This window comes from Streptomyces sp. AV19, from assembly GCF_015999245.1.
Taxonomy (GTDB): Bacteria; Actinomycetota; Actinomycetes; order Streptomycetales; family Streptomycetaceae; genus Streptomyces.
In genome coordinates this window covers 600,991-624,524 of sequence record NZ_JAEAMR010000022.1, presented here as the reverse complement: position 1 = coordinate 624,524, position 23,534 = coordinate 600,991, and the positions used below count along the sequence as shown (strand labels likewise).

Sequence of the window (23,534 nt, the reverse complement as noted above, 5' to 3'; positions counted from 1 at the left end):
GTGAACGCTACAAGGGTTCGAAAGTGGGTCAACGTTCTTAATGAGGCGACCGGAAGGAACGAGTCAAGCTGCCCCAGTCCCGTGTGAGTGCCGGGATGATCGGGCAGGGGTATGGGAGCCGCTAGGCTCGTTCTACTGCAACTCGAACAATTATTGTGGCGTACGCCACAGAAGGGGCGGGTGTTCGTGTTAGGGGACCGCACTGCTTCACTGAGCCGTGCTCGCCTGGTCGGCGAGGCGACTGCGCCGTTCGCTGGAGCGGCTCTCGTGGCTGGCATCGCGTTTCTGCTGTTCCAAGGCTCACTGCCGAGCAGGATTGCCACGCATTTCACCCTCGGTGGCAGCGCCGACCGTTACAGCTCCCCAGCGGCGGCGCTTGGCCAATACATGCTGTTGTTCGCCTTCCAAGCGGCCGGTGCCCTCGGGGTGGTCTTCTCCATCAAAGCGACTCCGCGGGCGACAAGGGGCCTTAGGGCGTTTTGCTGCGGTCTAGCCGCCGGGACGACGTACGACCTCATCGCCACTCTCTGGGTCGTTAGCGATTCCGGTGAGCGCAGTGTCCACCTGCCGCCGTACCAGTTGGTCGTTGACGTTGTTGTGGGCGTCGCCGTGGGCGTCGCCGTCTGGTTCGCCTCTCGGAGGCGAGCATGAGCCAGAAGCGCACGCCGCAGCAGGTGACGGTCTGGCAGCGAACCTTGGCCAGCGGCTGGATGCTCGCTACTGGCATCGTGTCGGCGGTTGGCATGTTCGTTGTGGCCGCCATCGATGCTCGTCACCGATCCCTCACCCTGTGGCTTCTCGTCATTCCAGCGGCTTTTCTGGTCATTGGCGCTATCCGCGTAACCGTCTCCTCCCGTGGGGTCACAGCCGGATCACTGCTCGTGCCATTCGTGCGCCGACGCTTTCCTCTCGAACGCATTGAGAGTGCCTCGGCTCGATGGACCAAACCCGCCGAGATCGGGGGGTGGGGTTACCGCTGGAACCCCGGCCTCAGCGCAGTGTCCCTACGCGAAGGGGACGCCATGTGGCTAACCCTCACAGATGGCAGTCAGTTCGTGATCACCATTGATGACGCGGACACAGCCGCAGAACTGACCAGTCACTTGCTCACTCGCGGACAAAAAGGTCCCTGACATGCTGGTCACCATCGACCATTCCTCTCCCATCGGCCTTGCGGAGCAGATCGCCGCCTCGGTGCGAAGAAGCATGGCCGAAGGGAAGCTCCGCAAAGGCGACCGCTTGCCCTCCGCTCGTGCTCTCGCACGCACTCTGGACATCAACATGCACACGGTCCTGCGCGGCTACCAGATCCTCAAGGAGGACCAGCTCATTGACCTCCGGCCCGGACGTGGTGCGGTCGTCGCCGCTGTGGCCGCGAACCAGATCATGGTCGTCGATGCCTGCCTGCACTTCATCCAGGCAGCGCAGAAGGCCGGCATGACCAGCCATGAGATTCTCAGCCTCGTCGCCGAGCACGTGGGTCCCGGCCGTGGAGCCTCTAATTAGCGGAGAGGTGGTCGTGTTCGTCGGAGGTGAGGGCGTAGCCCGTGTGGTAGGAGCTGCTGTGGCTCCGTGTCACCGGGTGACGGTACCGGCTGCGGCCAGGGTACGGGCCTGAACGCGAAGATGCCCTGCCCTGCACGTGGCAGGGCGGGGGATCGTTCATGCCGCGTCGGGCGCCGTCGGTGGCGGGGGCGGCTCGGGTGATGGCGTGGGCTGCGGGGCGACGACTCCCAGCTCCTCCAGGGTTCCCAGGTCGGCGGCCGTCCGGTTGTGGCGGGGCTGTACGGGCGTGGGAGCAGGTGGTTCGGGCACGGGCGCTCCCAGGGTCAGTGAGTGAGGGCGGAGTAGACGCTGACGAGGAGCGCGGCGACGCCGACGACCGCGGCCAACGAGGAGCCCCGGCCGGCACGGACTCAGGCACCCGCGCCACCCCCGATCGCCCGGACGTCCCCCAACGCCCGGCCGTACCGGGCGCACCAACCGGGGCAGTACCAGCGCGCCGGCTCCCGCGAGCCCCGCACCGACACCCGCACCATCCCGGCCCGACGGCTCCCCGCAGGCGCAAGATCACCGCAGTGCTCGACGGGGCACTCCCCGGACAGGGCGGTGACCGCCGGCGGGCGGCCCACCCCCACCTTGCCGCCGTTCCACGTCATCGCCGACTTGGACGCCATCACGACCTCCCCTTCGTGGCGCGCTTGCGGGTGTAGAAGCGGCGGTTCGGGTCCTCGCCGTGCTCCTCCAGCAGCCCGGCCCGGGCGAGGAGGCGGAGATCACCGCGCGCCGTCGCCCGCTTCGGGGCGTCATGACCGTTCAGCCGGTGGGCCCTCAGCACGCGGTGCGTCGTCCACGCGCCGCCCTGGCGCTCGATCCGCACCCAGAGATCGGCCACGCGGGGGCACAACGGCGGGATGCCGGGCCCCGTCTGAGCGCTCACGTGGCACTCCCCTCGACGCGCTGCTGCGGGATCCGGACCGCCGGAGCGACGGCACACAGCCGGCCGGCCAGCTCGGTCACCTGGGAGCCGTAGAGCGGCAGTTCGTACCCGACCGCTTCCGCGAGCCGCTCGACCAGCAGCCCCTCCGGCCGGTGGCCGTCGTACCCCCGGGCGTTCGCCCGGTCCTCGGCGATCTCCAGCAGCTCGTTCAGGTACTCGTCGGCGAGCGTCGTGATCACGAGGTGCGCATAGGACTCGATGTCCAGCACCGCCCCGGCGGGGGAGCGGCGGACGTAGATCGGTACCGGGCCCGTCACGGCGGGCGTGCGGCGGCCGACGATGCGGCCGATGAGACGACGGAGGCTCTTCACTTGGCCACCGCCTGCTGCTCGACCGGCACCGCCGGGTCCGAGACGTCGTGACGCTGGCCGGGCAGAGGGGGGTCGACGAGATCCGGGTCGTACAGGGCGGCGGGAACGCTGACCGCGACCTCCACGCGCACGCCCGGCCGCAGGGCCGTGACCCGGTAGGAGCGCAGACGCTCCCCGTTGTATTCGTACGCGACGCCGGGCCGGACGCTGCCGCCCAGCGCGCTCGCATACGTGCGGATCGCGGTGAAGTTGTCGGCCTCCGGGCCGTAGACGTGCCCGTGAAGGATGCCGTCGTCCACGGACCAGCGGGTCCGGGGCAAGTCGGGGTGAGCGGTGATCAGTCGCACAAGCGCCATGGCCGGTGCGAGCTGCGGAGTAGCCTGTGTGCCCACGGTGGAGCCTCCTTGGATTCGGTGAGGTGAAGCCGAAGGGGGTCGCCCCGCTGCTTGGCCGTCGCGGGGTGGCCCCTGCTTGTTTGTCAGGCGGCCTTCAAGCGCCGCTTCTTGGCGGATTCGAGTGCCATCCGGGCGAAGTGGGCCTTCTTGAGGTGGCGCGCGATGCGAGCCCGCTCGGCGAGGGGCAAGACCCCGTCCGGGTCGGCCTGCTTCTCGAAGCGGTCCAGCGCCGCCTCACGAGCCTTGGCGGTGCGGGCCGCCGGGTCAGCTGTGTTCGCCCAGCTGATGTGGGCGGCGAGCCTTGCTCGTTGGGTGCGTTCCTCGGGCGACATGTTTCTCCTCGCTATTCGCGTCCCCGAATGGGGATGCGATGGGCGTGAAAAGCGCCTTGCGTCGCACCCTGACGGCCCCGGCGATGCGGTCTGCCTGCTCCTGCGTGACGGTCGGCCGCTCCTCGGTGATCAACCTGTGGATCTTGCTCCAGGAGACCCCCGTGACGCGGGCCAGACTTCGTTCCGTATGCGCAACCCCGTCAGGCTCGGGGTGGCGCATCAAACGTTTCAGTAGGGGGCCGTCGTGCAGGCGGTAGCGGGTGCTGCGCACGTACTGTCCTCCAGCTCATCCCCATTCGGGGATGGGGATAGCTAAGCATAGAGTTCACGCCCCGTCCAGAGGCGTGCCGAACGGTCGTCCCGCGTCCACAGGGGCGCCTCTTTTCGGCCGCTTCATGCAGGCGGCATGGCCATCCCCGTTCGCGTTTGTGGACAATGGGTCGCGCCGCAGGGGTGAACCTCGCGCGGGGTGCATCAGGCGCACCCGATCCCCCTCTGCTGCGGACATGGAGACCACGTCATGGCACCTCAGGAACCTGAGACCCTCTCGAAACTGGTGGGGGATCGCGCCGGAAAGGAAGGGAGCCTTACCTTCCTGGCCCTGAGTGAGCGGTGCGTCGACCCCGAAGGCGGCTACCGCCCGAGCGCCAACCTCCTCTGGAAGATCGCCAAGGGGCAGGAGATCAAGGTGAACCCGGAGCTCATCCGAGCCATCGCCACCGGCACCGGCCTGCCGCTGAAGCGGGTGCAGGCCGCAGCGGCCTACCAGTTCACGGGCTATGTGGCCACCGAACTCGGCGAAGGCGTCGTCCTCCACGAACCGGGGGTCGGCGGCGACTTCCCCAAGGCTCGTGCAGTGCTCGAACACTGGGCCGAGGAAGAGGGCTCGTAGCTCCAGCCGGAGCCCAACCGCCGGTGTCAGCTGCGCACCCCCGGGCGCACGCCGCCTCCCGAGCCGCTTCGCGTAGGCGTCTATGTGGAGAACCTGTGAGGGCCCTACAGTGTTGGCACCTCGCAGAGATCGAACGCGCGTGCCGCGTTGGGTTATGCCAATGGCACACGCGGGACAAGGGGGGACGCGTGACGGAGGTGCACGTCGAGCAGGCACCTCTCGACAGTGGGGTGGCATTGATCTACAAGGACACCGGGCGACGCGTACGCATGGCGTTCGACCCACGGCGCACCACCGAGGCACTCGCTCTCACCCTGCTGCGCCTGCTCCTGCCGCGCCTCGAAGGCGCGATCGTCGTGGTCCGCAGTGCCGGCACCTCGATCGACAGGTAGAGTCCGCCCCGGCTGGCAGCGCTAGCCGGGGCCTCGCTACGCCTGGGGCGCGACACGCTGGGGAGTGAACCCGGCCCTCAATCTCATCCCAGGATATTTCGCAGCACAGAAGGACGGCGGCACCAGGAAAGCCCAGGTCTAGCACAGCGCTCAGCCGCGCGTAGTGCGGGACTACCTGGACTGAGCAGCGTCACACGGCGACATGGCGGGGCCCGGTTCCCTCTTCGGAGGGGCCGGGCCCCGTCGCTTCCGGATGCGGGGACGGCCGCCGGGGTTGACTCTGGGTGTGCAAGGGGCTCCCTCGCGTCAGGAGGTCGTATGCGTGCCCTGGGCTGGTCGCCGGTCGTCGCGCTCGCCCTGCTGCTCGCGCTGCCGGGCCCCACGGCGGCCGACGGGCGGCCGGTCGCCGACGGACGGATCGTCGTCGGGGGGCAGCCGGCCAAGACCTCGGACGTGCCCTGGGTGGTGGCCCTGGCGAGCCGCGAGCGGTTCGGCTCGACGCGGTCCGGGCAGTTCTGCGGCGGGGTCGTGGTGGGGCTCAGGACCGTGGTCACCGCCGCCCACTGCCTCACCCGCGAGGTGCTGGGCGGCGATCCCCGCGAGACCAAGGACCTGCGGGTGCTCGTGGGGCGTGATGATCTGCGCGGCGCCGAGGGTGCCGAGGTGCCCGTCCAGGAGACCTGGGCCAATCCGGGTTTCAACGTGATGACCAACGCCGGGGACATCGGCGTCGTCACCCTGGCGCAGCCGCTCCCGGCCACCCATGTGATCGGGATGGCGCAACGGGGGGAGACGGTCTACGGAGCGAACACCCCGGCCGTGGTCTACGGCTGGGGCGACACGGTCGGCAACGGCGCCTACTCCGAGACGCTGCACGGCTCGCCGGTGCTGGTCCTGGCGGACGAGCTGTGCGAGCAGGCCTACCCCGGAGGGGTGGAGGGTGCCTTCACCCGGGTGTCCATGCTCTGCGCGGGCTGGCCGGAGGGTGGCAGGGACGCCTGTCAGGGAGACAGCGGGGGACCGCTTGTGGCGGGCGGACGGCTGGTCGGGATCGTCTCGTGGGGGAGCGGTTGTGCCCAGCCGGGCCGTCCGGGGGTCTATACGCGCATCTCCGCCGTTTCCGAGATGGTCTCGGCACACAGTGCGGACGCACGGCCGACGGGCCCGCAGAAGCCGCTCCAGGCTGCCAGGCCGGCGGTGCCGTCATGAGAGCCGCGGAAGCGGGGGAGCGCACGGGAACGGGCGGCCTCCCCCGTGGGGGCCGCCCGTCGCCGCCCGGCCGCGCGGGGCCGGGGCACGCTCGTCGTGGATGCGATGTGTCGGCGTTCCGCCGGTGGGTCCGGGAGTCCGCGGAGCGGACTCAGCGGTCCTCGTCGGACGCGGAGGCCGGGACGGCCGTCAGTCGCTCCGTCTCGTCCTGTATCTCCGCAGCGATCTTCTTGAGCTCCGGCTCGAACTTGCGCCCGTGGTGGGCGCAGAACAGCAGTTCACCGCCGCTCAGGAGAACGACGCGCAGGTAGGCCTGAGCGCCGCACCGGTCGCAGCGGTCAGCGGCCGTCAGCGGGCTCGCGGGGGTCAGAACAGTAGTCACGTCGCCTCTTCTCTAGCTCGACGAGCTGTCGTACCAGGGTCAACATCCAACCAGGCCGAAAACGTTCCCGCTCGTGGCTTTTCCTCGAAAGTTGCTTCCGGGGAAGCCGGATCTTGACGTTTGGCGGCGAATGAGCCGTATCGCGTGGGTTTACGGTTTCACATCGCTGGGGGTTTCCGTCCTCCCGGCCGGCTTGCCGGGTTGTTCTTGAGGACGTGCCCGGAGCCTAAATGGTTCATGCCTCCAAGGGAACGTGATGTGCACGTCACCCCATTGAGTCATCGAACCCCAGTTCGATGCTCGACTAGCATGGCCATTGCCGCGGGTGGCGGCACAAAGGCTCTACTGGGCCTCGGTACCCTCTGAACGGCGACCGAGCCAGCCATTGCGCCCCAAGAGGGCCAGAGAGAAATTCAGCGAGGAGCGAACCGCGTGACCGCCGATACGTCCGTGCCGTCCACTGCATTGCTGACCGGGGCAGACCGGGACGGATCCAACTACACCGCGCGGCACCTGCTCGTCCTCGAGGGACTCGAAGCCGTCCGCAAGCGTCCGGGCATGTACATCGGCTCCACGGACAGCCGCGGCCTGATGCACTGCCTCTGGGAGATCATCGACAACTCGGTCGACGAGGCCCTCGGCGGGTTCTGCGACCACATCGAGGTGATCCTCCACGACGACGGTTCCGTCGAGGTCCGTGACAACGGCCGGGGCATCCCGGTGGACGTCGAGCCCAAGACCGGGCTGTCCGGCGTCGAGGTCGTCATGACCAAGCTGCACGCCGGAGGAAAGTTCGGCGGCGGCTCCTACGCCGCCTCCGGCGGTCTGCACGGCGTCGGCGCATCGGTCGTCAACGCGCTCTCCGCCCGGCTGGACGTGGAGGTGGACCGCAACAGCAGGACCCACGCGATCAGCTTCCGCCGCGGTGTGCCCGGCATCTTCACCGAGTCCGGACCCGACGCGCCCTTCGACCCGGCCAACGGGCTCCTCAAGGGCAAAAAGGTGCCCAAGACCCGTACGGGCACCCGGGTCCGCTACTGGGCGGACCGGCAGATCTTCCTCAAGGACGCCAAGCTCTCCCTGGAGACGCTGTACGGGCGCGCCCGGCAGACGGCCTTCCTGGTGCCGGGCCTGACGCTCGTGGTCCGCGACGAACGGGACCTGGACGGCACGGGCGTCAGCGAGGAGGTCTTCCGCTACGACGGCGGCATCAGTGAGTTCTGCGAGTTCCTCGCGCAGGACAAGGGCGTCTGCGACGTGTTGCGGCTGAGCGGCCAGGGCACCTTCAAGGAGACCGTCCCGGTCCTCGACGACCGCGGGCACATGACGCCCACCGAGGTCACCCGGGAGCTCGGCGTGGACATCGCGCTGCGCTGGGGCACCGGCTACGAGAGCACGCTCAAGTCGTTCGTCAACATCATCGCCACCCCCAAGGGCGGCACCCACGTGGCCGGTTTCGAGCGGGCGGTCACCCGGACCGTCAACGAGGTGCTGCGCTCGTCCAAGCTGCTGCGGGTCGCCGAGGACGACGTGGTCAAGGACGACGCCATGGAGGGGCTCACCGCGGTGGTGACCGTCCGTCTGGCGGAGCCCCAGTTCGAGGGGCAGACGAAGGAGGTCCTGGGCACCTCGGCGGCCTCCCGGATCGTGGCCAACGTGGTCGCCAAGGAGCTCAAGGCGTTCCTGACCTCGACCAAGCGCGACGCCAAGCAGCAGGCGCGGGCCGTGCTGGAGAAGATCGTCGCGGCGGCCCGCACGCGCATCGCGGCCCGCCAGCACAAGGAGGCCCAGCGCCGCAAGACGGCACTGGAGTCCTCGTCGCTGCCGGCCAAGCTCGCCGACTGCCGCAGTGACGACGTGGACCGCAGCGAACTGTTCATCGTCGAGGGCGACTCGGCGCTGGGCACGGCCAAGCTGGCGCGGAACTCCGAGTTCCAGGCGCTGCTGCCGATTCGCGGCAAGATCCTCAACGTTCAGAAGTCGTCCGTCTCGGACATGCTGAAGAACGCCGAATGCGGCGCGATCATCCAGGTGATAGGAGCCGGGTCGGGCCGGACCTTCGACATCGACGCGGCGCGCTACGGGAAGGTCATCTTCCTCGCCGACGCCGATGTGGACGGCGCGCACATCCGCTGTCTGCTGCTCACCCTCTTCCAGCGCTACATGAGGCCGATGGTGGAGCAGGGGCGGGTGTTCTCGGCGGTGCCGCCGCTGCACCGGGTGGAGCTGATCCAGCCCAAGAAGGGCCAGGACAAGTACATCTACACCTACTCCGACAGCGAACTCCGGCAGACCCTGCTGGAGCTGGAGCGCAAGGGTGTCCGTTACAAGGACTCCATCCAGCGCTACAAGGGTCTGGGCGAGATGGACGCCGACCAGCTCGCGGAGACCACGATGGACCCGCGCCACCGCACCCTGCGACGGATCAACATCAGTGACCTGGAGGCCGCCGAGCGCGCCTTCGACCTGCTGATGGGCAATGAAGTGGCGCCGCGCAAGGAGTTCATCACCAACTCCGCCGCGACGCTGGACCGCTCGCGCATCGACGCCTGAGCCTCCGCTTCTGGAGTGCCACCTCTGGGTCTCCGCCTCAGAGTCTCCACTTCTGGGCCTCCACCCACGGGTGGAGAGAAGAGGCCCCGGGCCGGAGAGCGATCTCCACCCGGGGTCCACCCGTGCTCCGATCCGGGGTGTCGGCCGGATCCGTAGCGTCGGATGTGTCGTTCCGCGGCGTCCTGGTGAGACGGACGGGCCGCGTCCGACCATCGTGTCCGCGCTCCACGGAGGCTTTCCATGTCCGGTCCGGTCAGTGTGCTGGTGGTCGTCCGCCAGGTGAAGCCGCAGAAGGTGGTCTCAGGTTCCCGCCGGTGGTGGGTCGTTCCGGCGGTGCTGGCCGTCGTCGCCCTTCGCGAGCCGGGGCTGGTGGACGGCGGCCACCGGGCAGCGTCCGTGGGCCTGTTGGCGGCCGGGGCCCTGCTCGGCATCGGGACGGGCTGACGGTTCGTGAGGCGGAGGTTCTCACGCTGGTCGCCGAAGGGTTGTCGAACGCGGATCGCCCGTCGGCTCCATGTGAGCACCGCGACGGTGAAGACGCAATCAACAACCTCTTCGCCAAGACCGGTGTGCGCGACCGGGCGCAGGCCGTCCGCTACGCCTTCCACCACGGCATCGTCCCGTCTCCGGGACCGGCCCGTGGCTGAGGGGCACGGTCACCGGCCGGACCAGGCGTAACGGTGTTCCGGCCGGCCCGTCTCGCCGTAGCGCAGGGTGAGGCTGAGACGTCCGGACTCCTCCAGGCGCTTGAGGTAGCGCTGGGCGGTGGAGCGGCTCAGTCCGGAGCGGGTGGCGACCTCGTGGGCGGAGAGCGGCCGCGCGGCGTCGGAGAGCACCTGGCGGATCAGCTCGGCGGTCGGGGCGGAGTGGCCCTTGGGCAGGGGAGGGGTCGTGGCGGCCGTGCGCAACGCGCCGAAGATCCGGTCCACTTGGTCCTGCTCCGCCTCCTGCGTCCCCTCCAGCGTCCGGCGCAGCTGGGCGTACGCCTCCAGCTTCACCCGCAGGCCGGGGAAGGAGAACGGTTTGACCAGGTACTGCAGGGCGCCGTAGCGCATCGCGGTGCGGACGGTCGCGACGTCGCGGGCCGCGGTGACCATGATGACGTCGGCTCCGTGGCCGCGCTGACGGATGTGGCGGACCAGTGAGAGGCCCGTCTCGTCCGGCAGATACTGGTCGAGCAGCAGCAGATCGACGGGCTCCCGGTCCAGCACGGCCATGGCCTGGGCCGCGTTGTGGACCGTGGCTCTCACCCGGAATCCCGGAATCCGGCGTACATAAGCCGCGTTGATCTCCGCAACGCGGAAGTCGTCGTCCACGACGAGGACTTCGATCATCGGTTCACTCCTTCGGGCAATCGCAGCGCCTCCGGGAGTTCCACCGTGAACACCGCCCCGCCGCCGCTTCGTTCGCCGGCCCGCGCCGAGCCGCCGTACCGCTCGGCCAGCCGGTGGACGAGCGAGAGGCCGAGGCCCCGGCGGCGGTGCGAAACGGGTTCCTTGGTGGTCCAGCCGTCGGTGAAGACCAGCTCTCTCGCCTCCAGCGGAACGCCCGGCCCGTTGTCCGAGACCCGCAGGACCACGGTGGATCCCGCCACCCGCAGGTCGACCTCCACCCACGGTTCCACGGGCGGCCGTTCCGCGCCCCGCTTTCCGGTCAAGCCGCCGCCCGCCGCCGCGTCCAGGGCGTTGTCCACCAGATTGCCCAGGACCGTGACCAGATCCCGTGGGTCGGCCAAGAGGTCCGGAAGCCGGCTGGCCGGGCTCAGTTCCAGCGCCACGCCGCGTTCCGCGGCGACCGCGCCCTTGCCCACCAACAGCGCGCCCACCAGCGGATCGTGCACCCGCTCGGCGATCCGTCCGGCCACGGCCGGGGGTGCCCCGATGGCCTCCGTGAGGTAGTCCGCCGCCTCCGCGTAGCGGCCCAGTTCGAGCAGCCCGGCCAGGGTGTGGATCCGGTTGGCGTGCTCGTGGCCCTGGGCGCGCAGCGCCTCGGTGAGACCGTGCGTCCCGTCCAGTTCGCGCCCGAGGCGCTCGACTTCGGTCCGGTCGCGCAGGGTCGCCACCGCCCCGCCGTCGGCCGTGTCCCTGCGGTTGGCGACCAGGACGCGGTCGCCCCGGACAGTCAGCAGGTCGGTCCCCGTCACCCGGCCCGTCAGCACGTCGGCGGTCCGGCCGGGCGGCAGCAGGGCGTCGAGCGGTTGCCCGGCGGTGTCCGGCCCCAGGCCGAGCAGTCGCCGCGCCGCGTCGTTGACCAGCCGGACGCGTCCGCTCCGGTCGAGGGCGATGACGCCCTCCCCGATGCCGTGCAGCACCGCTTCGCGCTCCTCCAACAGGGAGGGGATCTCGGCGAGTTCGATGCCGCGCGTGCGGGTGCGCAGCCGCCACGAGACGACGAAGGCGGCTGTGGCGCCGACGGCCAGCGCCGCTCCGGCGTACAGCAGGACACCGGGAACCGAGCGCAGCAGCAGGGCGCGGACGCTCGCGTAGGAGATGCCGACGGACACCGCGCCGACGACCGTTCCCCCGGCGTCGCGCAGGGGCACCTTGCCCCGGGCCGAACGTCCGAGGGTGCCCTCCTCGATGCCCGTCCACTCGTGTCCGGTCAGGACGGGGCCCGGGTCGGTGCTGACGCGCCGGCCGATCCGCGTGGGGTCGGTGTGCGAGTAGCGGATCCCCCGGGTGTCGACCACCACGACGTAACGCGCGCCCGTGGCCCGGCGGATGCGCTCGGCGTCCGCCTGCACGGGCCCGTCCGGGACGGGGCGTGCTGCCAGCAGGTCGCGGACGAGGCCGGGCCGGGCGGCGGTGGTCTGGGCGATGGCCAGCGCCCGGCGCATCGCCTGGTCGTCCAGGCGGGAGCCGAACGGGGTCAGGACCAGGCCCGCGGTGAGCAGGGTGACCCCGGTGACGATCAGCAACTGCGCGGACAACACCTGGGCGAAGACGCGGCGGGGCCACCACCGGGGGCGCATGCGGGTCCCTTCCGTGTCACCGGCACCCCTGCCGGAGCGCTGCGTTGCGAAGTCTCGTGGAAGCTCTGTGGCAGGACCGGACGTCGCGCGGACCGTGCCGTCCGCCCGACCTCTGTGTCCCGCCACCTGTTCTAGCGTGAGCAGAACGAACAGAACAGGGTTCGTGCGCTCAACCCGCACAGCGCTCACAAGGCTGCCCGCCCCTCGCGGGCCGCTCCTACCCTCCGCACGGCGCCCCGCACGTGATCGTGGGGCCGAGCGGCAGCGGAGGCGAGTGGAGGCAGACGGATGAACATCGGTGATCCGCCGGGAGGCGCCCCGGCCATCGAACTGCGCGGCGCGACCAAGGTGTTCCGCACGCCGTCGGGCACGGACCACACGGCGGTCCGCGACCTCGGCCTCGTCGTGGAGCGGGGCGAGTTCGTGGCCGTGGTGGGACCGACCGGATGCGGCAAGTCCACCACACTGACCCTGGTCAGCGGCCTGGAGGAGCCCACCGAGGGCGAGGTGCTGGTCGGCGGCCGGCCCGTCGCGGGCATCCCTCCGCAGGTCGGCTTCGTCTTCCAACAGGACGCGGTCTTCCCGTGGCGCACCGTCCTGTCCAACGTCACGGCCGGGCCGCGCTTCCGCGGCGTGCCGAAGTCCGAGGCCCGCGGCCGGGCCCGGGACTGGCTGCGCCGGGTGGGGCTCACGGCCTTCGAGGACCGCTATCCGCACCAGCTCTCCGGCGGCCAGCGCAAGCGGGTCGCGCTCGCCCAGACCTTTGTGAACGACCCGGAGATCCTGCTCATGGACGAGCCCTTCTCGGCGCTCGACGTACAGACCCGGGCGCTGATGTCGGACGAACTGCTGGACCTGTGGGGTGGTTCGCGTGCCGAAGGCCCCGCCTCCCGCGCCTCCGTCGTCTTCGTCACCCACGACCTGGAGGAGGCCATCGCCCTGGCCGACAAGGTCGTGGTGATGACCGCCGGACCGGCCACCGTCAAGCAGGTCTTCCCCGTCCCGCTGGACCGGCCGCGCAAGGTCGAATCCGTGCGTCTGGAACCCCGGTTCATCGAGATCTACCGCGAGATCTGGGTGTCGCTCGGCGAAGAGGTGCGCATCACACGGGAGAGGGGAGCGGGGCATGCCGCCTGAATCCGTGACCGTACCGGTGGTGGTGGAGCGGTCCGCCGGGGACCGTGGCGCCGCCCGGGCCCGGGCCGCCCGCAACCGCCGGATCCTGGTCCTGCTGACGCGGGTGCTGCTGCTCGCCGTGCTGCTGGCCGCCTGGGAGGCGCTGTCCCGGGCGAAGGCCATCGACCCCTTCAACTTCTCGATGCCGTCGGAGATCTGGGACCAGATCTGGCAGTGGATCGCACACGGCACCCCGCAGGGGTCTCTCGGCGAACAGGTCTGGGTCACCCTCCAGGAGGCCCTCATCGGCTGGGGGATCGGTGTGGCGTGCGGGGTCGTGCTCGGCATCGCGCTGGGCCGGGTGCCGTTCCTGGCCGATGTCCTCGGCCCGTTCATCAAGGTGCTCAACGCCCTGCCGCGGATCGTCCTGGCCCCGATCTTCCTGATCTGGTTCGGTCTGGGGCCGGCGTCCAAGGTGGCCTCGGCGGTGGTGCTGGTGTTCTTCCCGGTGTTCTTCAACGCGTTCCAGGGCGCGCGCGAGGTGGACCGGAACCTGGTCGCCAACGCCCGCATCCTGGGCGCGTCCCACCGGCGCGTCACGCTCCAGGTGGTCGTCCCGTCCGCCACTTCGTGGATCTTCACCAGCCTGCACGTCAGCTTCGGCTTCGCCCTGATCGGGGCCATCGTCGGCGAGTACATCGGTGCGTCCCAAGGCATCGGCCTGCTGGTCTCCGGCTCCCAGGGCACCTTCAACACCGCGGGCGTGTACGCGGCGATGGTGATCCTCGCCGTCGTCGCGCTCCTCGCGGAGGCGCTGCTGACCTTCGCGGAGAAACGGTTGTTCCGCTGGAAGCCGCAGAGCCGGGACGGCGGGCGCTGACGCTTCGTACGCCCCGGCTCGTACGCCCTGGGCCGTACGCCCTGGGCCCACGCTCGACGCACACTTCCGACGCACACCCCGACCCGTGCACCATGACCCCGAAGGACTCAAGGATGCGCACGTTCCGCACGTTCACCAGGCTCTCCGCGGCGGTGACCGCGGGGGTCCTGTGCCTCGCGCTCGCCGGGTGCGCCGACGAGGCGTCCAGCGACTCGGGCCCGAAGAGCGGGGACGCCCTCTCGGGCGACGTCGTAAAGATCATGGTCGGCGGCCTGGACAAGGTCATCTACCTGCCGATGATCCTCACCCAGCGGCTCGGCTACTTCCACGACGAGGGCGTCCCGGTCAAGCTGCTGACCGAGCCCGCCGGGGTGCAGGCCACCACCGCCCTGGTGTCCGGGGAGGTCCAGGGCGCGGTGGGGTTCTACGACCACACGCTCGACCTCCAGGCCAAGGGCAAGTACGTCGAGTCCGTGGTCCAACTGGCCCGGGCGCCGGGCGAGGTGGAGATCGTCTCCAAGAAGGCCGCCTCGGCCGTCACCTCGCCCAGGGACTTCAAGGGCAGGAAGCTCGGGGTCACCGGGCTCGGCTCGTCCACCGACTTCCTGACGAAGTACCTGGCCGTGAAGAACGGGGTGCGGGTCAGCGAGTTCACGCCGGTCGCGGTGGGCGCCGGCCAGACGTTCATCGCCGCGCTCCAACGGGGGTCCGTCGACGCCGGCATGACCACCGATCCCACCGTCGCCCAGGTCCTCGCCAAGGACGTGGGCGAGGTCCTGATCGACATGCGCACCCCGGAGGGATCAAGAGCCGCGCTCGGCGGGCTCTACCCCTCCTCCAGCCTCTACATGAACACCGGTTGGGTCGACGGGCACAAGGAGACCGTGCAGCGGCTCGCCAACGCCCTGGTGAAGACGCTGAAGTGGATGTCCTCGCACAAGCCCGAGGAGATCGCCGCCAAGATGCCCGCCGACTACGCCAAGGGCGGAAAGGAGCTCTACACCAAGGCGATCGCCAGCACCCTGCCGATGTTCACCGAGGACGGGGTGATGCCGGAGGACGGGCCGAGGACGGTCCACAAGGTGCTCACGTCCTTCAACCCCCAGCTCAAGAACGCCTCGCTGGACCTGAGCAGGACGTACACGACCGAGTTCGCGAAGAAGGCGGGCTGAGACGGGCGGCCGGGGGCCGGGCCGGGAGAGCGGCGTCGGACGACGTGCGTCGGACGACCGGCATCGGACGACGTGCGTCAGGTGACCGGCTCGATGTGGACCACGTCCATCCGGGCCGGTGAGACCGGCGCGCGGCCGCAGCTCTCCGGCCGGGCCGGCGTCGCGGCGCCCTGCTCGACGACGACCCGCCACGACCGTCCGTCGGCGTGGGCCACGGTCGCCGTCCAGCGCGGTGCCGACCCCGTGATCCCGGACACGTCCAGGGCGTCCGCGCCCTCCTCGCCGGTCAGCGCCCGCACCGCCAGCTCGGCGGCCTGGGCGGGGCGCGACCAGGCGGAGCGGCCGCGGCAGTTCGCGGTGACGATCCGGCCCTCGCGCGCCGCCTCCAGGACCTCCTTGACCGCGGGGGCGGTGGCGCGGCCGTAGGCGTAGCCGTACGGCAGCACGAGGAGGGTCGGCGCGAAGCGGTGGCCGCCTATGTGGGTCACCTCCCAGACCTCGGTCCCGCCCGCGGCGGTCAGCTCGGCCGCCAGGGGCCGGCCCAGCAGGGCGCAGCAGCGGTCCCGTTTGCCGTTGGTGCACACCAGCGCGAGGGGCTCGCCCTCGTACGGCTCTCCCAGACCGCCGTGCTCCCCGGCGCCGAGCGCCGCGAAGTCCAGGTCCAGGAGGAGCGCGGGGTCGGTGACCCCGGCCGTACGGATCCAGGAGCGGCCGGGCGCGGTGTGGGCGACGAAGATCCGCCGGGTGCCGGGGCTGTGACAGTCCGCGTGCCGTCCGGGGCGGCGGATCAGGGCGATCCGTACGCCCGTACCGGCGGCGGCCTCCTCCAGCGCCCGGCCCGTCCCGGGGTCGAGGTGGCTCGCGGTGAGCGCCTTGGCGCCCCACGGTCCGGGCTGCTCGATCAGCAGCCAGGTGCGCGCGGTGGCGGCGGTGCCGGAGAGGGGTTCGGCCAGCATCAGGGAGGCGGTCGCGCACGTGCTCACATAGGTGAGCCTAACCTGACTGGCGGAACGCCCTGGCTCGGAAGGCCGTTTCCGGTACGACCATATCCTGGTGCGGGTGGGGCTCCCGGGCCCCGCGTGCCCGGCTGACAGCTCCCGGAGCGCCCGAGAGGCGCTCCGGGCCCGACGACGGAGGCTTTCCGCGTGACCATCCGCGAGACCAAGCGACAGATCCCGGTCATCGTGCTGGCGGGTTTCCTCGGTTCGGGCAAGACCACCCTGCTCAACCACCTGCTCGCCCACAGCGGGGGCAGCCGCGTCGGTGTGGTCGTCAACGACTTCGGCAGCATCGAGATCGACGCCATGAGCGTGGCCGGGCAGGTCGGCTCCTCCATGGTGTCGCTGGGCAACGGCTGTCTGTGCTGTGCCGTGGACACCAGCGACCTGGACGCCTTCCTGGACCGGCTGTCCCGGCCCGCGGCCCGCATCGACGTCATCGTCATCGAGGCGAGCGGGCTCGCCGAGCCGCAGGAACTCGTCCGGATGATCCTCGCCAGCGACAACACGGAGATCATGTACGGCGGGCTGGTCGAGGTGGTGGACGCCGCGGAGTTCGGGCGGACCCGGGTCCGGCATCCCGAGCTGGACCGGCACTTGGGCATCGCCGATCTCGTGGTCCTCAACAAGACGGACCGCATCGGGGAGGCGGAGCGGGAGGAACTGGCGGGGACGCTGGCGGAGCTGGCGCCCGGGACGCCCGTCGTCGCCGCCTCGTACGGGCGGGTGGATCCCGAGCTGCTCTTCGACCGCAGGCCGCGGGAGGAACGGCTGGAGGAGATCCGGCAGTTGTCGTTCGAGGATCTGGTCCACGAGGCGCATGAGCACGATGACGGTCATGACGGGCATGACGGTCACGACGGGCATCTGCACGCCGCCTACGAGAGCGTCGAGTTCGTCTCCGAGGAGCCGCTGCATCCGCGGCTGTTCATGGACTTCCTCGACCGGAGGCCGGAGGGGCTCTACCGGATCAAGGGGTTCGTGTACTTCGGAGTGCCCGGCCACCGGCAGAAGTTCGCGCTCCACGCGGTGGGGGACTTCCTGCGGATGCACCGGTCGGCGTGGGGGCGCTCGGAGGCGCGCACCACGCAGCTGGTGATGATTGGGAGCGGGATTGACGGGGGTGCGTTGCGGGAGGGGCTGGAGGGGTGCCGGAGGGTGGGGGAGGGGGCGGGGGACGTGGATGAGCGGAGCATGTGGGGGGTGTTGCGGTATACGCAGGGGTGAGGTGGGGTTTGCCCCCGCCCCGCCCTTTCGTCGTTTCCCGGACCCGGGCGGCGGGCGGGGGCTTCGCCCCCTCCACTTCTGGTTCCGGTTCGCGGCTCTGCCGGGTGAACCGGAGCTGTGCCTACCGTCCCGGGGCCAGGGGGCCAGGAGCCGGCGCCGCGCAGCTCGACGAGAACACCGAAGGCGGGCCCGTAGCGGGTGGGCGGGCGGCGCCGGAACTGGGCGCGGAGTTCGGTCTCCTGCGCTCCGTGGCTTCGCCTGCGGCTCCGTCGTGAGCCAAGGCTCCGGACCATCGCGGGGGTTCGGTCGGTGCCGAGCCCCCGCGGCACCGCACGGCTTCGCCCCCGTACCGCCTGTCGCGTAGTGAAGGCGGCCCCCCGCCGCGCACTTGAACGGGACGCGCCCCGGCCCCGCGGCGTGAGCAGGGGTCGCGCTCCGTGCGGTTGTCCCCGGCCCCGGGGTGGGGGGCGGTGCCCGGACCGGCACCGCTCCCTCGTCCGCCGGGCGCACAGCCGGCACCGCCGGGCAGGCCGGACTCCCGTCCGTCCGCCCGGCGCCCGTCGGCCTAGACCGGACCCGCCACCGACGTCACCGGCTTCGGGAGCGGCGTCCCCGAGCCGTCGCGGCGCGGGTCGGGGTCCGGGAGGGCGACGGGGGTGCCCGACGCGTTCGCGGCGCGGGCCGGGGAGGTGCCCGCCCAGGCCAGGACCAGGCAGTCCTCGCCCTTGAGGAAGCGCTGGCAGCGGACGCCACCCGTGGCCCGGCCCTTGCGCGGGTACTGGTCGAACGGGGTCAGCTTCGCCGTGCCCTCCGAGGCGGCGCCGGGGAGGCCGCCCTTGGCACCGGCCACCGTGAACACCGCGGCGTCCTCCGCCGGGTCGACGGCGGTGAACGAGATCACCTTCGCCCCCGAGGACAGCTTGACCCCCGCCATGCCGCCGGCCGGCCGGCCCTGCGGACGCACCTGCGCGGCCTGGTAGCGCAGCAGCTGCGCGTCGTCGGTGATGAAGACCAGGTCCTCCTCGCCGGTGCGCAGCTCGACCGCGCCGACGATCCGGTCGCCCTCCTTGAGGCCGATCACCTCCAGCTCGTCCTTGTTGGCCGGGTAGTCGGGGACCACGCGCTTGACGACGCCCTGCTCCGTGCCGATCGCCAGGCCCGGCGAGGACTCGTCGAGCGTGGTGAGGCAGACCGCCCGCTCGTCGTCCTCCAGGCTCAGGAACTCCGGCAGGGGGACGCCGCCGGCCAGGTTCGGCGCGGACGCCGTTCCGGGGAGCTGCGGCAGGTCGATCACCCGCAGCCGCAGCAGGCGGCCTGCGGAGGTGACCACGCCCACCTCGCCGAGAGCCGTCGCCGGGACGGCCGAGACGATCACGTCGTGCTTCACGCGCTTGGCCTCGCCCGCCTCCGGAGTGAGGGGCTCGCCGGTGGCCGTGCGGGCCAGGAGGCCGGTGGAGGAGAGCAGCACCCGGCAGGGGTCGTCGGCGACCTGGAGGGGGACGGCCGACGCTGGAGTGCCCGCCGACTCCAGCAGGACCGTGCGCCGGTCGGTGCCGAACTTCTTCGCCACGTCGGCCAGTTCGGCGGAGACGAGCTTGCGCAGCTCGGCGTCGGACTCCAGGATCCGGGTCAGTTCCTCGATCTCCGAGGTGAGCTTGTCGCGCTCCGACTCCAGCTCGATCCGGTCGAACTTCGTCAGACGGCGCAGCGGGGTGTCGAGGATGTACTGGGTCTGCACGTCGGAGAGCGAGAACCGCTCCACGAGTGACGACTTGGCCTCCGACGCGTTATCGCTCGATCGAATGATCCGGATGACCTCGTCGATGTCAACGAGCGCCGTCAGAAGACCCTCGACCAGGTGAAGCCGGTCACGCCGCTTGCCGCGACGGAACTCGCTGCGCCGCCGCACCACCTCGAAGCGGTGGTCGACGTAGACCTCCAGCAGCTCCTTGAGGCCGAGCGTCAGCGGCTGACCGTCCACCAGCGCGACGTTGTTGATGCCGAAGGACTCCTCCATCGGCGTCAGCTTGTAGAGCTGCTCCAGCACGGCCTCGGGGTTGAAGCCGTTCTTGATCTCGATGACCAGCCGCAGGCCGTGGGCGCGGTCGGTGAGGTCCTTCACATCGGCGATGCCCTGGAGCTTCTTCGAGCCGACCAGGTCCTTGATCTTGGAGATGACCTTCTCCGGGCCCACCGCGAACGGCAGCTCGGTCACCACCAGGCCCTTGCGGCGGGCGGTCACGCTCTCGACCGAGACGGTGGCGCGGATCTTGAAGGTGCCGCGGCCCGTCTCGTACGCGTCCCGGATGCCGCCGAGGCCCACGATCCGGCCGCCCGTGGGCAGGTCCGGGCCGGGGACGTACCTCATCAGGGTGTCGAGGTCGGCGTTCGGATGCCGGATCAGGTGCCGGGCGGCGGCGATCACCTCGCCCAGGTTGTGCGGCGGCATGTTGGTCGCCATGCCGACGGCGATGCCCGTCGCGCCGTTGACCAGCAGGTTCGGATAGGCGGCCGGGAGGGCCACCGGCTCCTGCTCGCTGCCGTCGTAGTTGGGCGTGAAATCGACCGTGTCCTCCTCGATGGAGGCGGTCATCAGCGCCGTTGTGGAGGCCATCCGGGCCTCGGTGTACCGCATGGCGGCCGGCGGGTCGTCGTTGCCCAGCGAGCCGAAGTTGCCGTGCCCGTCGACCAGCGGCACGCGCATCGAGAACGGCTGCGCCATGCGCACCAGCGCGTCGTAGATGGACGCGTCGCCGTGCGGGTGCAGCTTGCCCATGACCTCGCCGACGACGCGGGCGCACTTCACGTAGCCGCGCTCGGGCCGCAGGCCCATGTCGTTCATCTGGAAGAGGATGCGGCGCTGCACCGGCTTGAGGCCGTCGCGGGCGTCGGGCAGGGCGCGGGAGTAGATGACGGAGTAGGCGTACTCGAGGAAGGAGCCCTGCATCTCGTCGACGACGTCGATGTCGAGGATGCGCTCCTCGAACTCTTCCGGCGGCGGGGTCTTCGTGCTGCGGCGGGCCATCGCGGCTGCGGCTCCTTCGATCGATTGCCGGGGGTGGGTACGACGCCGACCATTGTGGACCGCCCCACCGACAACGCCGACCGCGACCCGTCCGCAAGAGGGACCCGGCCGGGAACTTCGCGGGATGTCAGTGCGCTTGCATACAGTGACAGCACTGTTCATCCGCGAGCCGTCGCGGGGCGCCACGGGATGCGGCGGCGCGCGACGCGGCGAGAAGCAAGCGATCGAAGGGACGTACATGCCCATGGGTCACACGGCCGCGCAGCGGGCCGGTACCGGCGGCCTGACAGCGACCGAGCACCGCCTGGCCAATGGCCTGAGGGTCGTGCTCTCCGAGGACCATCTGACCCCGGTCGCGGCCGTCTGCCTCTGGTACGACGTCGGCTCGCGGCACGAGGTCGAGGGCCGCACCGGCCTCGCCCACCTCTTCGAGCACCTGATGTTCCAGGGCTCGGCGCAGGTCACGGGGAACGGCCACTTCGAGCTGGTGCAGGGCGCCGGCGGCTCGCTCAACGGCACCACCAGCTTCGAGCGGACCAACTACTTCGAGACCATGCCCGCCCACCAGGTGGAGCTGGCGCTGTGGCTGGAAGCCGACCGGATGGGCTCGCTGCTCACCGCGCTCGACGACGAGTCCATGGAGAACCAGCGCGACGTCGTCAAGAACGAGCGCCGCCAGCGCTACGACAACGTGCCCTACGGCACCGCCTTCGAGCAGCTGACGGCGATGGCCTACCCCGAGGGCCACCCCTACCACCACACGCCCATCGGCTCCATGGCCGACCTGGACGCCACCTCCCTGGAGGACGCGCGGGAGTTCTTCCGCACGTACTACGCGCCGGGCAACGCGGTCCTCTCCGTCGTCGGCGACATCGACACCGAGCAGACGCTCGCCTGGGTCGAGAAGTACTTCGGCTCCATCCCCGCCCACGACCGCAAGCAGCCCCCGCGCGACGGCAGCCTGCCGGACGTCATCGGCGAGCAGCTGCGTCACGTCGTCCGGGAGGAGGTGCCCTCCCGGGCCCTGATGGCCGCCTACCGCCTGCCGCACGACGGCACCCGCGAGGCGGACGCCGCGGACCTGGCGCTGACCGTGCTCGGCGGCGGCGAGTCCTCCCGGCTGCACAACCGCCTGGTCCGGCACGACCGCAGCGCCGTCGCCGCCGGCTTCGGCCTGCTGCGCCTGGCGGGCGCCCCCTCGCTCGGCTGGCTGGACGTCAAGGCCTCGGCCGGCGTCGAGGCCCCCGCCATCGAGAAGGCGGTCGACGAGGAGCTGGCCCGTTTCGCCCTGGAGGGCCCCACCCCGCAGGAGATGGAGCGCGCCCAGGCCCAGCTGGAGCGCGAGTGGCTCGACCGGCTGGCCACGGTCAGCGGCCGCGCCGACGAACTGTGCCGCTACGCCGTGCTCTTCGGCGACCCGCAGCTCGCGCTCACCGCCGTGCAGCGCGTCCTGGACATCACCCCGGAGGAGGTGCGGGCCGTGGCCAAGGCCCGCCTCCACCCGGACAACCGCGCGGTGCTGGTGTACGAACCGACCGGCCCGCAGGCCGACGCCGACGACGCCGCACAGGCCGACGACAACGCACAGGAACAGGAGACGGCCCAGTGACCGACGCCGCAGTCGTGGGCGCCACCGACACCGCCGAGCCCACCATGCACTTCCACCCGCAGCCCCGGCCGGGCACGGCCACGCCCTGGGACTTCCCGGCCCCCGGCCGCGGGGTGCTGCCCAACGGCCTGACGGTGCTGCGCTGCCACCGCCCCGGCCAGCAGGTCGTCGCCGTCGAGGTCAGCCTGGACGCGCCGCTGGACGCCGAGCCCGCGGGGCTCGACGGAGTGGCCACGATCATGGCCCGGGCGTTCTCCGAGGGCACCGACAAGCTCAGTGCCGAGGACTTCACCGCCGAGCTGGAGCGCTGCGGCGCCACCCTCGACGCGCACGCCGACCACCCGGGCGTCCGGCTGTCGCTGGAGGTCCCGGCCTCCCGGCTGCCCAAGGCCCTCGGCCTGCTCGCGGACGCCCTGCGCGCCCCCGCCTTCCCCGACAACGAGATCGAGCGCCTGGTCCTCAACCGCCTCGACGAGATCCCCCACGAGCTGGCCAACCCGGCCCGCCGGGCCGCCATGGCCCTGTCGGACACGCTCTTCCCGGCCGACTCGCGGATGTCGCGGCCGCGCCAGGGCACCCAGGAGACGGTCGAGCGCATCGACGCCGCGTCCGTCCGGGCCTTCTACGAGGCGCACGTCCGCCCGGCCACCGCCACCGCCGTGGTCGTGGGCGACCTCACCGGCGTCGACCTCGACCAGGCGCTCGCCGACACCCTCGGCGCCTGGACGGGCTCCCCGGCCGAGCCCCGGCCCGTGCCGCCCGTCTCCGCCGACGACACCGGCCGCGTGATCATCGTGGACCGCCCGGGCGCCGTCCAGACGCAGTTGCTCATCGGCCGTACCGGCGCCGACCGGCACGACAGCGTCTGGCCCGCCCAGGTGCTCGGCACCTACTGCCTGGGCGGCACCCTGACCTCCCGGCTCGACAAGGTGCTGCGCGAGGAGAAGGGCTACACCTACGGCGTCCGCGCCTTCGCCCAGGTCCTGCGCTCCGCCCCCGACGGGACGGGCACCGCCATGCTGGCCGTCAGCGGCTCGGTCGACACCCCCAACACCGGCCCGGCGCTGGCGGATCTGTGGACCGTGCTGCGCACCCTCGCCGCCGAGGGCCTGACGGACACCGAGCGCGACGTCGCCGTGCAGAACCTCGTGGGCGTCGCCCCGCTCAAGTACGAGACGGCGGCGGCCGTCGCGGGCACCCTCGCCGACCAGGTCGAGCAGCACCTCGCCGACGACTTCCAGGCCCGGCTCTACGAACGCCTCGCGGAGACCGGCACGGTGGAGGCCACGGCGGCCGTCGTGGCCGCCTTCCCGGCCGACCGCCTGGTCACGGTCCTCGTCGGGGACGCCGCCGAGATCGCCGAGCCCGTCAAGGCGCTCGGGATCGGCGAGGTGACGGTGATTCCCGCCTGACAGCGGATTCCTGTCCGAGGACGGACCCGCCTGACAGCGGATTTTCGCTTGACGGCGGCTCAGAAGCGGGTCAATGCGCCTGAGCACGGAGGCGCGTGGGGTCAACGGGACCCACGCGCCTCCGTTATGCCCGAATTGGCAAGGTGGTTGCACGGGAG

General features: G+C 71.0%; 23 protein-coding genes and 1 pseudogene. 14 read left to right on the top strand and 10 right to left on the bottom strand.

Annotated elements, in window-relative coordinates:
- Window positions 1-267 precede the first annotated feature (267 nt).
- Genes I5Q34_RS30950 through I5Q34_RS30940 form a run of 3 tightly spaced genes read left to right on the top strand, consistent with a single transcriptional unit; the run spans window position 268 to window position 1,506 of the window.
- Window positions 268-651, top strand: coding sequence for a DUF1648 domain-containing protein (locus I5Q34_RS30950; protein WP_199895758.1), 384 nt, complete (start codon window positions 268-270; stop codon window positions 649-651).
- Window positions 648-1,133, top strand: a complete 486-nt coding sequence (locus I5Q34_RS30945) for a hypothetical protein (RefSeq protein WP_199895757.1) — start codon at window positions 648-650, stop codon at window positions 1,131-1,133. The genes I5Q34_RS30950 and I5Q34_RS30945 overlap by 4 nt, the downstream gene beginning before the upstream one ends.
- Window position 1,134: 1 nt before the next feature.
- Entirely contained in the window at window positions 1,135-1,506 is a 372-nt protein-coding gene (locus I5Q34_RS30940) for a GntR family transcriptional regulator (RefSeq protein WP_199895756.1), read from the top strand.
- Between the two features lie 410 nt (window positions 1,507-1,916).
- On the opposite strand, the gene I5Q34_RS30935 is transcribed toward I5Q34_RS30940, so the two are convergent.
- The 5 genes from I5Q34_RS30935 to I5Q34_RS30915 all read right to left on the bottom strand — a co-directional run bounded on the left by I5Q34_RS30935 (window position 1,917) and on the right by I5Q34_RS30915 (window position 3,538).
- On the bottom strand, window positions 1,917-2,177 hold the full coding sequence (locus tag I5Q34_RS30935) for a hypothetical protein (RefSeq protein ID WP_199895755.1): 261 nt from the start codon (window positions 2,175-2,177) through the stop codon (window positions 1,917-1,919).
- Window positions 2,177-2,440: a hypothetical protein gene (locus I5Q34_RS30930; RefSeq protein ID WP_199895754.1), complete on the bottom strand. Its 264-nt coding sequence runs from the start codon at window positions 2,438-2,440 to the stop codon at window positions 2,177-2,179. Before I5Q34_RS30930 ends, I5Q34_RS30935 begins: the two co-directional genes overlap by 1 nt.
- A complete protein-coding gene (locus tag I5Q34_RS30925) occupies window positions 2,437-2,811 on the bottom strand; it encodes a hypothetical protein (RefSeq protein ID WP_199895753.1) in 375 nt (124 codons plus the stop codon). The genes I5Q34_RS30930 and I5Q34_RS30925 overlap by 4 nt, the downstream gene beginning before the upstream one ends.
- A complete protein-coding gene (locus I5Q34_RS30920; protein WP_199895752.1) occupies window positions 2,808-3,203 on the bottom strand; it encodes a hypothetical protein in 396 nt (131 codons plus the stop codon). Before I5Q34_RS30920 ends, I5Q34_RS30925 begins: the two co-directional genes overlap by 4 nt.
- An 86-nt stretch (window positions 3,204-3,289) precedes the next feature.
- On the bottom strand, window positions 3,290-3,538 hold the full coding sequence (locus I5Q34_RS30915; protein WP_199895751.1) for a hypothetical protein: 249 nt from the start codon (window positions 3,536-3,538) through the stop codon (window positions 3,290-3,292).
- A 520-nt stretch (window positions 3,539-4,058) separates the two neighbouring features.
- Here I5Q34_RS30915 and I5Q34_RS30910 point away from each other — a divergent pair.
- From I5Q34_RS30910 to I5Q34_RS30900, 3 genes are all read left to right on the top strand, one after another.
- Window positions 4,059-4,430, top strand: a complete 372-nt coding sequence (locus I5Q34_RS30910; protein ID WP_199895750.1) for a hypothetical protein — start codon at window positions 4,059-4,061, stop codon at window positions 4,428-4,430.
- 188 nt (window positions 4,431-4,618) lie between these two features.
- On the top strand, window positions 4,619-4,822 hold the full coding sequence (locus I5Q34_RS30905; RefSeq protein ID WP_199895749.1) for a hypothetical protein: 204 nt from the start codon (window positions 4,619-4,621) through the stop codon (window positions 4,820-4,822).
- Window positions 4,823-5,140: 318 nt separating this feature from the next.
- Window positions 5,141-6,031 carry a serine protease gene (locus I5Q34_RS30900; protein WP_199895748.1) on the top strand — a complete coding sequence of 297 codons (891 nt, stop codon included), beginning with the start codon at window positions 5,141-5,143 and terminating at the stop codon, window positions 6,029-6,031.
- Between the two features lie 151 nt (window positions 6,032-6,182).
- Here the strand turns inward: I5Q34_RS30900 and I5Q34_RS30895 are convergent, their stop codons facing one another.
- Window positions 6,183-6,413 (bottom strand): hypothetical protein, encoded by a 231-nt coding sequence (locus I5Q34_RS30895; protein WP_004949045.1) that lies wholly within the window; start codon window positions 6,411-6,413, stop codon window positions 6,183-6,185.
- Window positions 6,414-6,845: 432 nt separating this feature from the next.
- Between I5Q34_RS30895 and I5Q34_RS30890 the strand changes: the two genes are divergently transcribed.
- Window positions 6,846-8,966 carry a type IIA DNA topoisomerase subunit B gene (locus I5Q34_RS30890; protein WP_199895747.1) on the top strand — a complete coding sequence of 707 codons (2,121 nt, stop codon included), beginning with the start codon at window positions 6,846-6,848 and terminating at the stop codon, window positions 8,964-8,966.
- A gap of 320 nt (window positions 8,967-9,286) precedes the next feature.
- A pseudogene (locus I5Q34_RS35240) lies at window positions 9,287-9,613 on the top strand (response regulator transcription factor); the annotation flags it as partial.
- Window positions 9,614-9,622: 9 nt separating this feature from the next.
- Here I5Q34_RS35240 and I5Q34_RS30880 read toward each other — a convergent pair.
- A complete protein-coding gene (locus tag I5Q34_RS30880; RefSeq protein WP_199895745.1) occupies window positions 9,623-10,300 on the bottom strand; it encodes a response regulator in 678 nt (225 codons plus the stop codon).
- Entirely contained in the window at window positions 10,297-11,937 is a 1,641-nt protein-coding gene (locus I5Q34_RS30875) for a sensor histidine kinase (protein WP_199895744.1), read from the bottom strand. Before I5Q34_RS30875 ends, I5Q34_RS30880 begins: the two co-directional genes overlap by 4 nt.
- A 288-nt stretch (window positions 11,938-12,225) precedes the next feature.
- Between I5Q34_RS30875 and I5Q34_RS30870 the strand changes: the two genes are divergently transcribed.
- From I5Q34_RS30870 to I5Q34_RS30860, 3 genes are all read left to right on the top strand, one after another.
- The gene (locus I5Q34_RS30870) at window positions 12,226-13,074 is read left to right on the top strand and encodes an ABC transporter ATP-binding protein (protein ID WP_199895743.1); all 849 of its coding nucleotides are present in this window, start codon (window positions 12,226-12,228) and stop codon (window positions 13,072-13,074) included.
- Window positions 13,064-13,933 (top strand): ABC transporter permease, encoded by an 870-nt coding sequence (locus tag I5Q34_RS30865; protein WP_199895742.1) that lies wholly within the window; start codon window positions 13,064-13,066, stop codon window positions 13,931-13,933. Before I5Q34_RS30870 ends, I5Q34_RS30865 begins: the two co-directional genes overlap by 11 nt.
- Before the next feature lie 113 nt (window positions 13,934-14,046).
- Entirely contained in the window at window positions 14,047-15,105 is a 1,059-nt protein-coding gene (locus I5Q34_RS30860) for an ABC transporter substrate-binding protein (RefSeq protein ID WP_199895741.1), read from the top strand.
- Between the two features lie 77 nt (window positions 15,106-15,182).
- On the opposite strand, the gene I5Q34_RS30855 is transcribed toward I5Q34_RS30860, so the two are convergent.
- On the bottom strand, window positions 15,183-16,088 hold the full coding sequence (locus tag I5Q34_RS30855; protein WP_199895740.1) for a sucrase ferredoxin: 906 nt from the start codon (window positions 16,086-16,088) through the stop codon (window positions 15,183-15,185).
- A gap of 162 nt (window positions 16,089-16,250) precedes the next feature.
- Here I5Q34_RS30855 and I5Q34_RS30850 point away from each other — a divergent pair, with 162 nt between their 5' ends.
- Window positions 16,251-17,330 (top strand): GTP-binding protein, encoded by a 1,080-nt coding sequence (locus I5Q34_RS30850; RefSeq protein WP_277965598.1) that lies wholly within the window; start codon window positions 16,251-16,253, stop codon window positions 17,328-17,330.
- A 565-nt stretch (window positions 17,331-17,895) separates the two neighbouring features.
- Here I5Q34_RS30850 and I5Q34_RS30845 read toward each other — a convergent pair.
- Window positions 17,896-20,355 (bottom strand): DNA topoisomerase (ATP-hydrolyzing) subunit A, encoded by a 2,460-nt coding sequence (locus I5Q34_RS30845; RefSeq protein ID WP_199895739.1) that lies wholly within the window; start codon window positions 20,353-20,355, stop codon window positions 17,896-17,898.
- Window positions 20,356-20,599: 244 nt separating this feature from the next.
- Between I5Q34_RS30845 and I5Q34_RS30840 the strand changes: the two genes are divergently transcribed.
- Both I5Q34_RS30840 and I5Q34_RS30835 read left to right on the top strand, forming a co-directional pair.
- Entirely contained in the window at window positions 20,600-21,964 is a 1,365-nt protein-coding gene (locus I5Q34_RS30840; protein ID WP_199896061.1) for a pitrilysin family protein, read from the top strand.
- Window positions 21,965-22,008: 44 nt separating this feature from the next.
- Entirely contained in the window at window positions 22,009-23,376 is a 1,368-nt protein-coding gene (locus I5Q34_RS30835) for a pitrilysin family protein (protein ID WP_199896060.1), read from the top strand.
- The last annotated feature ends 158 nt before the right edge of the window (window positions 23,377-23,534 follow it).

Bases quoted from the DNA above. Each gene is read 5' to 3' on its own strand.
- I5Q34_RS30945 (WP_199895757.1), top strand. From the start codon at position 648: ATGAGCCAGAAGCGCACGCCGCAGCAGGTGACGGTCTGGCAGCGAACC.
- I5Q34_RS30940 (WP_199895756.1), top strand. From the start codon at position 1,135: ATGCTGGTCACCATCGACCATTCCTCTCCCATCGGCCTTGCGGAGCAG.
- I5Q34_RS30935 (WP_199895755.1), bottom strand. From the start codon at position 2,177: ATGGCGTCCAAGTCGGCGATGACGTGGAACGGCGGCAAGGTGGGGGTG.
- I5Q34_RS30915 (WP_199895751.1), bottom strand. From the start codon at position 3,538: ATGTCGCCCGAGGAACGCACCCAACGAGCAAGGCTCGCCGCCCACATC.
- I5Q34_RS30910 (WP_199895750.1), top strand. From the start codon at position 4,059: ATGGCACCTCAGGAACCTGAGACCCTCTCGAAACTGGTGGGGGATCGC.
- I5Q34_RS30900 (WP_199895748.1), top strand. From the start codon at position 5,141: ATGCGTGCCCTGGGCTGGTCGCCGGTCGTCGCGCTCGCCCTGCTGCTC.
- I5Q34_RS30880 (WP_199895745.1), bottom strand. From the start codon at position 10,300: ATGATCGAAGTCCTCGTCGTGGACGACGACTTCCGCGTTGCGGAGATC.
- I5Q34_RS30875 (WP_199895744.1), bottom strand. From the start codon at position 11,937: ATGCGCCCCCGGTGGTGGCCCCGCCGCGTCTTCGCCCAGGTGTTGTCC.
- I5Q34_RS30870 (WP_199895743.1), top strand. From the start codon at position 12,226: ATGAACATCGGTGATCCGCCGGGAGGCGCCCCGGCCATCGAACTGCGC.
- I5Q34_RS30865 (WP_199895742.1), top strand. From the start codon at position 13,064: ATGCCGCCTGAATCCGTGACCGTACCGGTGGTGGTGGAGCGGTCCGCC.
- I5Q34_RS30860 (WP_199895741.1), top strand. From the start codon at position 14,047: ATGCGCACGTTCCGCACGTTCACCAGGCTCTCCGCGGCGGTGACCGCG.
- I5Q34_RS30845 (WP_199895739.1), bottom strand. From the start codon at position 20,355: ATGGCCCGCCGCAGCACGAAGACCCCGCCGCCGGAAGAGTTCGAGGAG.
- I5Q34_RS30840 (WP_199896061.1), top strand. From the start codon at position 20,600: ATGGGTCACACGGCCGCGCAGCGGGCCGGTACCGGCGGCCTGACAGCG.
- I5Q34_RS30835 (WP_199896060.1), top strand. From the start codon at position 22,009: ATGCACTTCCACCCGCAGCCCCGGCCGGGCACGGCCACGCCCTGGGAC.